This is a genomic window from Thermosporothrix sp. COM3 (assembly GCF_059696735.1).
In genome coordinates this window covers 5,546,713-5,559,213 of record NZ_AP019376.1, presented here as the reverse complement: position 1 = coordinate 5,559,213, position 12,501 = coordinate 5,546,713, and the positions used below count along the sequence as shown (strand labels likewise).

Below are 12,501 nucleotides of genomic sequence, written 5' to 3'. Positions count from 1 at the left end.
GAATAGAATCGCAAACCAGTCTCTGACTGAAGCATTTCTTCTGCTCTTAACCAAGTTCGTGGATTCCTGCGATACTCTTTGCCAAAAACAGGACTTATTTCTCACTCATGAGTCGCTTCAGAGGTGATATGATAGTTTTTGAAGAGACAGGATATCTTTTTCAACGTTCCAGTCAGGTAGGCTCTAGCGGGGATCACAAACAGTTGAGCGGCATGCAACGCGGCTTCAGCAATTCTAACACGACAGGCTTGACACTACGAGGTATAATCTGGAACAAAGCCTAGAACAGAATTTCCAGAAGGAGAATGCGTTTTTCATGGCAAGCGGCAATTATATCAAACGGAAGCGCCCGGTTACTCAGATGACAGATATCCAGCCCGTAATTCGGCGCACAACCCGTCTTCTCGAAGCGGTACCGGGCATGGATTTCCGGGACACGGATGAACTCCATCTGGAAGCCATCCAGACACGTACCACTACCGCTTTTACTGTTTCCAGACCCGCGGCCAGCAAACCCGCGATCTCCCCTCTAGCACGCCACCTGCCCTGGCTTCGGGTATTCCTCATCTGTTTGATTATGGTGATTGTCGGTACCGGGGTGTTAATCGGCGTTGGTATCTCACAGCGCTCAAACGGCTCACTGCTGTTGCCCTACAGTGGCGGTAAGGTCTACGACATTCAGGTTGGTGGCGAGCTTGCCAATACATGGCAGACCAAGCAGCCCATCAAACCGAAAGTTGAGCTCCCCAAACAGACAGGCCCCTATTCTGTGCTTGGGAAACCAACGATTACCGCCGATTTTATCAACAAAGTGCTGCAAGATTATGGTTCACCGGCAGCAGGCAAGGGAAAAGCACTGTACGACCTGGGTGTACAATATGGCATCGATCCGGTCTATGCGCTTGCATTCTTCCTGCATGAAAGCGGCTTCGGCACCCAGGGAGAAGCTCGTGTCACACATTCCCTGGGCAACCTGCGCTGTATTCCGAACTATGATTGTATCGATCAGGATCGCGGAGGCTACGCCAGTTTCCCGAGCTGGGAGGAAGGCTTCAAGGCCTGGTATGCGCTTATCCGTAACCTCTATGTCGCCCAATGGGGAAAAACCACCATTGATCAAATCATTCCAACGTATGCCCCTCGCGCCGACAACAATGACGAGAAGGCGTATATTAACGCAGTAAAGCACTCGGTCGATACCTGGCGCGCCGGAACATTGCGCCCATAAACGAACGCTTATTTTGCGCCATTTTGCCCGGTTCTGAGCAGTCCAAGCGCGATCGCCCTGCTCAGAGCCTCAGTTCTCCCCGAGACGCCTAGCTTCTGATAGATATTGGCCAGATGAAAGTTCACCGTTCGCTCGCTCACATACAGCCGATTTGCAATCTCTTTGTTGCGCAATCCAAGCGCCAGCAACTGCAAGACTTCCAACTCACGGGCAGTCAACTTCTGCCCATGCGCAACTGTTCTTCCCTGTTCGCTGACCCGCGAGAGGAGCCGCCCGGCCAGACGCGGTTGGATCGTCACCTCGCCTCGGGCAACGCTCCGTATCCCCTGCGCCAGTTCCTCAGAAGTGCTATCTTTGAGTAGACAGCCATCGGCCCCCGCCCGCAAGACCTCATACAGTTGCTCCTCACGGCCCTCAGTCGCCAGCAAGAGAATTCTGGTATCCAGGTTCAGTAGCTTGATCTGGCGGACAGCCTCAATGCTTGATTCATCGGGCAAGAAGGCATCCAGCAGGACTACCTGTGGTCCCAGTTCCAGCGTCTCGCTGACCGCTTGTACGCTATCTGACGCCTGACCGACAATCCGAATCTCCGGGTATGGTTCCAGCAAATGCCGCAAACCAACACTGATGACAGAACTGGCATCTACCAGCAACACCCGAATCATCTTCGCAGTGTCCGCTGTGGGCTCACTCTCAGGGACCCGTGCACCATAAGGCACAGTCGCGCTCACGCGTACCCCTCGTTCGGGCAGATGCTGTATTTCCAGACTTCCCTGAACACGCTCAAGACGCTCACGAAGATCTATCAGCACTGGACTCTCTCCTGCGCGCGGCTCTCCGGCCTCCATGCTCATCAACGGCAGAGCAGGCGCTTCCTCGGGAGAGCGCACATCCAATCCATCGTCTTCAATACTGAGCAAAACATCATCCAGGCGAAACGTGAGGATCAGGCGCAGGCGATGAATATCGGTATGTGTCAGCGCCAGATATACCGCCTCCAACGCTACCAGATAAAGCAGGCGCCCCGCCAGTGGGGAAAACTCCTTGCTCTGATCTCCAGTCACAGAAATACGGCTTGAGAGGCTATGGGCCTCCGCGGTTTCCTCGATCAAGTTGGAAAGAGCCTCGACCAGCGAGACCTGTTCCAGCTCAGGCAATGCGAGTTCCACCGTTGCCTGTCGCACTATACGCAGAGCTTGCTGTGTCATTTGCTCGATCTCGCCTAATCCCGCTTGAATCGTGGCGGTCTCTGTCTGCATACGCAAAGTCTTGATCTGAAGCAGCATCGTGTTCAGCATCTGCAACAGGCGTTCTCGTACCACGATGGGAGAGGGTCTTTGCTTCTCTTGTTCAAACATGCCTTGTGTTCATTCCCTGTCATGAAACAAAGCCCGGAGAGTTTCCCTCTCCGGACCTCAACACTGTTTATGCTGCGGGCTGCATCGTTTTCATTTGCAGCTCGTTTCCGCTGGCGTCAAACACTACCTCAGAGCCATCGCGAATGGTGCCGTCAAGCAGACCACGCGCGATTCTATTTTCGATCTCACGCTGAATGACGCGCTTGAGTGGTCGTGCACCAAACTGTGGATCATAGCCCTCCTGGGCCAGCAGATCCTTCGCGGCATCGGTCAGACGCAACGTCACATGGCGCTCGGCCAGACGCGGGCGCAGCCGATTGATCTGAATATCTACAATATGTTTGACCTGTTCGCGTCCAATCGAATGGAACACAATAATCTCATCAATACGGTTGATAAACTCAGGACGGAAGCCCTCTTCTCGCAGGCGCTGTCGCACCTCTCGCTGTAGCTGGTCCTCGTCGAGCTTCTCGTATTGTGGTAGCCAGGACGTACCAACGTTACTGGTCATAATCACAATACAGTTCTTGAAGTCGACCGTGCGCCCCTGTCCGTCGGTTAATCGTCCATCGTCCAGCAACTGAAGCAGGACATTAAACACTTCAGGTGCGGCCTTCTCGATCTCATCCAGCAGGACCACGCTGTACGGGTGCCGCCGCACGGCCTCGGTTAACTGGCCACCCTCTTCATAACCAACGTAGCCCGGAGGAGCGCCGATCAAGCGCGAAACCGAATGCTTCTCCATGTACTCTGACATGTCGATACGAACGAGAGCATGTTCATCATCAAAGATGAATTCTGCCAGCGCTCGCGCCAGCTCGGTCTTACCAACGCCAGTCGGTCCCAGGAACAGGAAGCTTGCCAGCGGACGATTTGGGTCCTGCAAGCCAGCCCGTGAGCGGCGAATAGCGTCAGAGACGGCCTCTAGCGCCTGCTCCTGGCCTACGACCCGTTGCCGCAGGCGATCTTCCATATGGAGCAACTTCTGTACTTCGGACTCCATCAGTTTGCTGACAGGGATGTGGGTCCACTTCGCAACAATCTCGGCGATATCATCGGCGTCAACCTCTTCCTTCAACATGCGATTCTTGCTGCCATGAATCTCCGAGAGGCGCTCTTCCATTGCCTGAATGCGCTCTTGCAGATCCTTGATCTTGCCATAGCGCAACCGGGCCATTTTTTCATAGTCATAGGCGCGTTCGGCCTGCTCATACTCGACCTGGGCCGCGTCAAGCTCTTTCTTCAAGCGGCGTAGCTCGTCAACCGGCTCACGCTCTTTCTCCAGCGTCATCTTGAGTGTATGAAGCTGTTCTCTCAGATTTGCAATCTCGCGGTCAAGTTTTTCACGCCGTTCGCGACTGGCAGGATCGGTTTCCTTTTTCAGTGCCTCCTGCTCAACCTGTAACTGCCGGATACGCCGATCCAGCGAATCAACCTCAGTTGGTGTGCTATCCAGCTCAACACGACGCAGACTGGCCGCCTCATCAACAAGGTCGATCGCCTTATCTGGCAGGAAGCGTTCAGTGATATAGCGATCAGAGAGCACAGCAGCAGCCACGAGGGCGCTATCCTGAATCCGCACTCCATGATGGACTTCATATCGTGGCTTGAGACCGCGCAGAATACTGATCGTATCCTCAACGCTTGGCGGCTCAACCATCACTGGCTGGAAGCGGCGTTCAAGCGCGGCATCCTTCTCGATATGTTTGCGGTACTCATCCAGTGTTGTCGCGCCGATACAATGCAGCTCACCACGCGCCAGCATTGGCTTGAGCATATTAGAAGCATCCATTGCGCCCTCAGCAGCGCCCGCGCCAACCAGCGTGTGGAGCTCATCAATAAAGAGGATAATCCGGCCCTCTGAACCGGTTACTTCCTTCAGCACGGCCTTTAACCGGTCCTCAAACTCTCCCCGGAACTTTGCGCCCGCAACCAGCGCCCCAAGATCCAGTGTAATGACCTGTTTTTCGGCCAGCGTCTTGGGCACGTCACCTCGCACAATACGCTGTGCCAGGCCCTCAACGATTGCTGTTTTACCAACACCTGGCTCACCAATCAAGACCGGGTTATTCTTGGTACGACGGCTCAGCACCTGAATCACACGCCTGATCTCCTCATCACGCCCGATAACCGGATCAAGCTTTCCCTGTTGCGCGAGTTCGGTCAGATTCCGGCCATATTTCTCAAGTGCCTGATATTTGCCTTCCGGGTTCTGGTCTGTGACTCTTTGCGAGCCACGAATTGCCGTCAACGCCCGTAACACAGTATCCCGGGTCAAACCAGCGACGCTCAACGCGCGTTTTGCGCCACTCTCAGAATTGAACATTGCCAGCAGTAAATGCTCAACGCTGAGGTACTCATCCTTGAAGTTGCCCATCTCGATCCAGGCATCATCGAGGATTTTCCGCAAGCCTGGACTGATGCTCGGCTCACTGCCTCCATACACGCGAGCAAAGCTATTCAGCTCTTTCTCAAGCACCTGCTGAACTGCCTGAACGCTGCCACCCGCCTTCTGCACAATCTGCGGCACAACGCCACCCTCCTGCGTCAGGAGAGCGGCTAACAGGTGTTCTGGCTCGATCTGTGCATGATGCCGGGTTCGCGCCATCTCTGACGCCTCATAGATCGCCTCACGTGCTTTATCAGTAAAACGCTCAATCTTCATACGTTAACACCTTCCTCGTAAACCGCCTGAAAGGGGAGAACAACACGCTCCTTAGAGATGAGTCACTACCCCTCAGAAACTTTGAGTCATATTCTATCAAAGTAAACATGAGAGCCAGAGTAGTTATTCCCCCCGAGACGACAGGGCAAGACCTACAGGTAGAGGATCATTGTACATTTCTCCTTCCTCCTGAGAAATGCAATTTCTCTCAAAATATACTCTTATCTATTCGTTATATACGCACCAGCCAACGCTTTTCGCAAGCAGAGGTAGCAGACACCCTGAAATAAGCAGGCCCTACCAGGAAGCCAGCGGACTCATCCGTATAAGCTCACTTCACACTCACCCTTTCCTCTCATGAGCTGCTTATAGTTGAATAAGCAAGCAAGGATGCAAGGGGAGCAACCATCCAGGCAATAGTATGATAAAGGTACTATAGAGATGAATGATCAATAGCGCTTTTCTACTCTCTTTTCATAGTATCTTGCAAAACAAAAAGCTGTTTGTTATTATAGCCAAAAGTTCAAATACGCTTTAATGGTGGAAACGTTGAAGAGGGGAGCACCATGTCTTATCAGCAACCAACAACCATATCGCGGAAGGCCCGTATCTGGCCAGAGATCCCTCAAGAGACAGTACAGTTACCAGCACCGCCACAGTTACCTCAGGCTCCACAGCCTTCGATGCTGACATCCGTGCTCTTCAGCCTCTTAGGCACCGGCACATATGCACTTATCGTCACCAATAATAGCAATGGCCGAGCACAGTATCTCTTTCTGCCATTTCTGGCGATCAGTGGCATGATGGCACTGGGCACGCTCACTTCCTATTCAGTCCAGTTCATAGGCACACGGCGACAGATCAAGCGCTACCTTGCCTCCTATCGTCGCAAACTGGAAGAGGCGGAGGAACGACTACAGGCATTGCAATTACAGGAGCGTCAGGCACGTATTGAGCAGGACCCACCCTTTGTTCTGCCCGCTGCCTCTCCCGAATGGTATCAGGAACTCAGCATTCGACCGCTTATTGAGCAGCGCTTTGATGATCAGAATGTCAGCCTCTGGGCGCGCCGCCCTGATGATCCCGATTTTCTTTCTGTCCGGGTCGGAATGGGATTACGTCCAGCCTCATTCTCGGTTCATCGAAACATGCATCATGATCGGCTCGATGTTGATCGCCAGCTTGAAGAGCAGAACGCCTATGCACAACAGCTTCAGGAGAAATACAAGCAGGTCATGGTTCCGCTCACGGTCTCATTGCCGGAGCAGGGACCGATTGCGCTGGTCGGCTCAAAAGAACGCCTGACCAGAGCACGCAACGCGCTACATGCAATGGTCGGCCAAATTGCCTATCATCATTCGCCCGAAGATGTTCGCATCATCATTCTCGCGCCGCGCTCACAGGAAAACGCCTGGCACTGGGCAACACTGCTTCCCCATACCATACAATACGATCCGCGTTTATCTGGCGAGAACAATGATGAGCACGAGGGCAAACGTGCTGTCGCGTTTGGTGCAGCCGAAGTCCTTGAACAGTTGCCGCTGATCTCACGCGAGCTCGGGCGGCGTGAACTCTTGCTTGGCGACTCGCGACGGGATGAGAAGCAGCCCATCTTACCGCATTTGATCATCGTCGTAGATCACTTTGACCCCGAGACCGACCTTGACCAGCCAACACTTGCGATGCCCGTCCTGAAACCCGAGGGAGGACATCCCCTGACGACAACGATTCCCAATACACCCGTTGATTATCGTCCGCATCTCTCTATCTCACCTCTGAAGCGGCCCGAGATGACTCTTGCCCTTACGCCACAGGCCCGGCTTGGTGTCTCTGTGCTGAGCGTGAATGCCAGCAGAGCAGAAGTGCCCACCACCAGCAAGCTGATAATAGATCTCGATGTCCCGCCTCAAGGAGACACACAAACACCACAGGCTCTTCTGCATGAGTTGAGCCCGACACCACCGCCTGCCGTTGCCTGCCTCGAACTGGATAGTGTGCCACAGCAGGCGCTCACCTACTTCGCGCAACGGCTGCAACCGCTGAAGGCCATGAGTACCAAGCGGCTGGAACTACGCACCCAGGTCGATCTGCGTATGCTCTTTGAGCCTCCGCTTGATCTGGCACATTATGATCCGCTTTCCCGCTGGAGTGATCCGCTGTTCCATACTACCGATAGCCGGGGTAATGAAAAGCCCACCATGCGCATTCCGATCGGGCTCAAGATCGGCGACGAGGTGCAATATCTCGACTTCCTGAAAGATGGACCTCATGGCCTGCTGATCGGCCAAACTGGCTCAGGCAAGAGCGAACTGCTGCAAACGATTGTGATGGCGCTGGCAATTGCATACCGTCCGACCGAGGTCAACTTTCTGTTAATCGACTATAAAGCGGGGCTGGCTCTGGAGCCATTCCGCCATCTGCCGCATACAATCGGCTTTCTCTCCAATGTGTCGTCACCGGCACTCATTCAGCGCTTCATTACCATGTTACGGGCAGAGGCGACACGACGCGAAATCAAGCTAAAAGAGGGGAAAACGCTGCCACGCCTTGTCATCATCATCGATGAATTCGCCGAGATGCTCAAACGGACCGACTCTGTCCTTGACGAGCTCTTTACCATTACACGCGTTGGTCGAGAAATTGGCATGCATCTCCTTCTTGCCGCGCAGCGTCCCGAAGGCATTATCGCCACACGCGTGCGCGACTATGTGCAGTACCGCCTGTGCCTGCGCTGCGCATCTCCAGAAGACAGCCGCGAAGTGCTTCGGCGCGTCGATGCTGCAAACCTGCCCGCCAGTATTCCCGGGCGCGGCTATCTGCTCCACGGAGATAATCAGCTTGATCTTTTCCAGGCAGCTCGCGTCACGATCCCGGTCACACTTGAACAGCTCTATCATCAGCCCCGCACCCCAAGCGGTAAACATGTCTCTCTGGACCCGACCAATGATATTCTACTGGCTCAGCTCACAAAGGAGAAGCCATAAATGTTTCAGGTTCAACCATCACCCAGACCAGTCACAAGTAATCTGGAAACGTTTCGCCAGACGACCACCGTCGCTGAGGTCATTATTGAGCGAATTGTCGAGGCCTATTCGCGTGACCATGCCCAAAAAGATGGCATCTACTACTGGCCTGACCCGCTCCCAACGCCCTCTTCGCCGCTGGCGCCTGATCCCCTGATCCTCTTTCGGCCCGACAAGACGACGCAACGGCTGGTAGGAGAGAATCAGGACCGCTACTATGTGATGCCTACAACCATTCGAGAGTTTCTGACCCAACGCGCACAGGAAGAGATCAAGCCCTCTATGCAGATCCCGTTAGGACTGGTCGATAAGCCAGAACAGCAAAAACGTGAGATCCTGTTTGTGGACCTTCACGGCAGCGCCGGGCCTCTGACAGGTGGCCCGCTTCTGCTGGCAGGCGCACAACATAGCGGTAAAACGACGGCCTTACAAACCCTGCTCCTCTGGCTCAGCGCCTATTTTACACCCGACTATCTGCGCTACGCTATTATCGATCCTCTACATGAGCTTGACTGCTTTCAGGAGATGCCACATGCCCGCAACGAACAGGGCGTCCCGCTGTGGACCGATGGCAGCACAGATGACAAGCTTATCCAATTCGCCACTCTACTTCAGGATATGCTTCAACAGCGGCGTACTACATTCCCCGGCCTGCGCTGGACAGAAAACACACTGGCTCACCTCTGGGAGAACAACACCCGCGTTCCCCAATTGCTGCTGGTAATCTGTCACTATCAGAACTTTGTGGAACGGTTGCAGGCTATTACTGCACTACGGAAGCTGGCACATAGCTTTGCTGAAGCCCGCACACTCGGAGCGTATCTGGTGGTCACGAGTGGTGAGGTCCACTTTCGCACGATTCCGTCCGATCTGATGGGCAAATTCAGTACCAAAATCGGGCTGCTGCTGAACGAATCACAGCGGCTTGACCTGTTCGGGAGACCACCTATTATCCCTGATCCGATTCCTGGTCGCGGATTGGTGCTGACGCCCGACCGCCGTACCTACCAGATTCAACTGGCCTTGCCAATTGCAGGTATAACCGAGAACATTCGCTATGAGATCCTGAAGTATGAGCTTGGTAAGATTGCCAGAATGCAGCAGCAACAAACTCTGTCAGTCTAAGAGTCAGCGAGCCCGAACGAGTCAGTCTCGCTCGGGCGTTTCCAATAAAAAAAAAGCCCATTCTCATGGACGAATCGCTCATCCGATTGAGAATGCGCCTGATCTTTCAGCCTTTACTCCCGGCTTTCTGTGCTCGCAAGTAAGCAAAAAGAGACATAGAGAACAACATGAATCACGTCTAAAAGGTATGGGAGGGACCGGTAAGCCCGGAGGGAGCGATCCTGTACGGATCTCTTTAGACGAACCCTCCAGGGCTAAACGTTGTGCGATACATGAGAGTGCGTTTCAGCACATAGGGACCAACTAGACGCCCAACTGATTGAGCTTGCTCATATGTCCCTGGGTGTCGGCCAGCAGGCTGCTCAGCGCGTTATGTGCGCCACCCATCTGGTCAACAACGCTGCCCAGGGTTACGATCCAGCTATTCAGGGTATCCTGGACGCCAAGAATGTTGTTGCCGGACAGAGCATTGTTCGCAATATTGGAAAGGACCTGAATATCCTTCAAATTATTCAAAAGGTTGGCCTGGACGTTTGCGAGACTCGAAACCAGAACGGTCAAATTCTCGACGTCGATGTTATAAGCACCTGCCATTCCCACTTTCTCCTTACAAATCAAAAAATCATAAAAGTACACTCTCGCTTCTATCAACGCGATTGTGAACGGATTACGTATTTCCGTTGACCTTACTTTAACAGAGCGCTATAGTATTGTCAATACGTTTTTCGACGTAATTTCTCTTGTTAAATATATTTTAATGGTAATAGCGGCGTCACCTCTTTACAAGGAAATACCCTGATATATCGTGAAACAAAACGCCTTTCCCTAGAATGACAGTTTATTCATTGATGAATCCGACTCCAGCGAACAGGCATTCAGAATCCGCACAGAGAAATCTATCTTTGTGCCGGCGCGAAACGAGCCGCGAGAAACCCACTTCTCAGGCTGGTGATATTGACATTTAAGACCTTAACACCACAGAATCTACCTAGTTAATAACCTCAGGAGGAAACGTGTGAATACATTCGTCGCAGTGGGTTCTACAAACCCGGTCAAAATTGCCGCAGTGCACCAGGCTTTTCAACAGGTCTGGCCTGAGAGCATATGGCAGATCGAAGGTGTTTCAGTCACATCAGATGTGTCGGCACAGCCTATGAGCAACGAGGAATGCATCACCGGCGCACGAAACCGGGCCCGTAAAGCATTACAGACCCTCAAGGCAGACTATGGAGTCGGTCTGGAAGGCGGACTCTTTCAGGTCGGAGATGCATGGTTTAATACCGGCTGGATCGTCGTTATTGACGCGGCGGGCCGTGAGGGTATCGGCGCCACGATTGCAATGGCAACCCCGGAGAGAGTGATGCGCTTTATTCAGGAAGGTATGGAACTGGGCGATATCTGTGATCGGCTCTTTCATCAGGAGAACAGCAAGCAAGGCGATGGCTATTTCGGCCTGCTGACGCAAAACGCGGTGACCCGGACCACAGGCTACACACAAGGAGTGCTTTCGGCTCTAGCCCGTTTTCTCAGCCCTGAACTGTTTTAATGGAGGCCGGAACCCCGGTTCCGGCCTCTCCTCATCAGACACTTAGCGGCAGGCACAGGCTCTTCGCCTTCGCGATCTGTGTTGCGTCATGCGTCCAATCCTCTTTCTCATGTTCGTCCTTCTTGATCGGGGTCTCCATCAACACCGCCACATGGGCCAGACGCGGATCTGTTAGCAGAGTTCGCAAACCGGCCTCACCGATAATCCCTTCGCCCAGACGAGCATGTACATCACGATGGCTTCCCAATGCTTTGAGCGTATCATTCAAGTGGAGCACTTTCAGCCTATGCAGGCCGACGGTCTCCTGAAAATGCTGTAGCACCCGGGTGCTGCCTTCTGGAGTGCCAATATCAAAGCCTGCTCCCCAGAGATGAGCGGTATCAAGACAGACGCCTAACCGCTGCTGATACTGTGGCAACATCTCCAGAATAGCCGCCAGATTCTCAAAGCGACTCCCGATGGAGTGCCCGGCTCCGACATCATTTTCCAGCAGCAGCATCACGCTCTCCGGCGTCTGCTCCATCACCGCTGTGATACCATCCGCGATCAGACGCAGACCAGCCTCAACGCCTGCGCCTCGATGGCTACCCGTATGAAAAACCACATATTTCGCCCCCAGTAGTTCCCCACGTTGTAGCGTCCAGGACAACAGGGAGATCGATTTTTCTCGGTTTGTCGCGTCCGATGACCCCAGATTAATCAGGTATGGGGCATGCAAGACAACCGGGTCGAGATCCAGCATTCGCGTCGCAGCAGCAAACGCCTGGCTCCCCTCGGGATCAAGTGCAGGGGGCTTCCACCCGGTTGGGTTACTCGCGAAGATCTGAATGGCATTGCAGCCAATCCGATGGGCTATTTCAGCCGCCTGTACCGGCTTTGAATTAGTGGGCATATGTCGCCCTATACGCATAACACCAGGCTCCTCTCGTTCTCTTCTCGCGCCACCCTATTCCGGCGGTGACACACTTGAGCGCGTTTCATCCTCTGCTGTCTGTTGCACCCTTAGCTGCACATGAGGCAGCTCTTCCAGGCTGGTCAAGCCAAATTGCTGTAAAAACTCAGCAGTGGTCGCAAACAGAGCTGGACGGCCCAGGGTTGGAGCGCGTCCCACCTCTTCTACCAGACCATGTTGTAGCAGGCTGGCCAGTGCCCGATCACTGTTCACCCCGCGAATCGCCTCAATCTGGCTCCGTGTAATGGGCTGGCGATAAGCCACCACCGCAAGCGTTTCCAGGGCAGCCGTCGTCAATTTCGCGGACAACGGCAAACCAAGCAACGCAGCTACATACTTTGAGTGTTCGGGAGCAGTAACAAGCTGCACCTGCTCGCCCATTTGCTGCAAGCGGAGTCCCCTTTTGTGCTGGAGTAGATCGGTTTCCAGAGCCTGTAAAGCAGCCTGTAAACGTGTGTCATTGATATCCAGGAGCTTGCGCAATTCCGCTCGCTGTAGAGGCCTGCCCGAGACAAAAAGCAGGCTTTCGATAATCGCGCCTAGAGTTCTCTCATCCGGCACCACAGGTTGATGTTTCTCGTTCAGCGCTCGCGTTTCCATATGT

Annotated in this window: 9 protein-coding genes; 4 read left to right on the top strand and 5 right to left on the bottom strand. The window is 53.7% G+C overall.

Features of this window, described 5'->3' with window-relative positions; translation table 11 throughout:
- Positions 1 to 316: 316 nt before the first annotated feature.
- Entirely contained in the window at positions 317 to 1,228 is a 912-nt protein-coding gene (locus KTH_RS23590) for a glucosaminidase domain-containing protein (RefSeq protein WP_111324494.1), read from the top strand.
- Positions 1,229 to 1,236: 8 nt separating this feature from the next.
- On the opposite strand, the gene KTH_RS23585 is transcribed toward KTH_RS23590, so the two are convergent.
- Both KTH_RS23585 and clpB read right to left on the bottom strand, forming a co-directional pair.
- Positions 1,237 to 2,586, bottom strand: a complete 1,350-nt coding sequence (locus tag KTH_RS23585; RefSeq protein ID WP_497621369.1) for a LuxR C-terminal-related transcriptional regulator — start codon at positions 2,584 to 2,586, stop codon at positions 1,237 to 1,239.
- A gap of 67 nt (positions 2,587 to 2,653) precedes the next feature.
- A complete protein-coding gene (gene clpB / locus KTH_RS23580; protein ID WP_497621367.1) occupies positions 2,654 to 5,251 on the bottom strand; it encodes an ATP-dependent chaperone ClpB in 2,598 nt (865 codons plus the stop codon).
- A 566-nt stretch (positions 5,252 to 5,817) separates the two neighbouring features.
- Between clpB and KTH_RS23575 the strand changes: the two genes are divergently transcribed.
- Positions 5,818 to 8,235, top strand: coding sequence for an FtsK/SpoIIIE domain-containing protein (locus tag KTH_RS23575; RefSeq protein WP_497621365.1), 2,418 nt, complete (start codon positions 5,818 to 5,820; stop codon positions 8,233 to 8,235).
- Positions 8,236 to 9,399: an FtsK/SpoIIIE domain-containing protein gene (locus KTH_RS23570; RefSeq protein ID WP_497621364.1), complete on the top strand. Its 1,164-nt coding sequence runs from the start codon at positions 8,236 to 8,238 to the stop codon at positions 9,397 to 9,399.
- Between the two features lie 303 nt (positions 9,400 to 9,702).
- Here KTH_RS23570 and KTH_RS23565 read toward each other — a convergent pair whose 3' ends face one another.
- The gene (locus KTH_RS23565; protein WP_111324489.1) at positions 9,703 to 9,993 is read right to left on the bottom strand and encodes a hypothetical protein; all 291 of its coding nucleotides are present in this window, start codon (positions 9,991 to 9,993) and stop codon (positions 9,703 to 9,705) included.
- 421 nt (positions 9,994 to 10,414) lie between these two features.
- Between KTH_RS23565 and yjjX the strand changes: the two genes are divergently transcribed.
- Positions 10,415 to 10,945 (top strand): inosine/xanthosine triphosphatase, encoded by a 531-nt coding sequence (gene yjjX / locus KTH_RS23560; protein ID WP_497621362.1) that lies wholly within the window; start codon positions 10,415 to 10,417, stop codon positions 10,943 to 10,945.
- A 34-nt stretch (positions 10,946 to 10,979) separates the two neighbouring features.
- On the opposite strand, the gene KTH_RS23555 is transcribed toward yjjX, so the two are convergent.
- A complete protein-coding gene (locus KTH_RS23555; RefSeq protein ID WP_497621360.1) occupies positions 10,980 to 11,855 on the bottom strand; it encodes a deoxyribonuclease IV in 876 nt (291 codons plus the stop codon).
- Between the two features lie 36 nt (positions 11,856 to 11,891).
- On the bottom strand, positions 11,892 to 12,497 hold the full coding sequence (scpB, locus tag KTH_RS23550) for an SMC-Scp complex subunit ScpB (protein ID WP_497621359.1): 606 nt from the start codon (positions 12,495 to 12,497) through the stop codon (positions 11,892 to 11,894).
- Between the last annotated feature and the right edge of the window lie 4 nt (positions 12,498 to 12,501).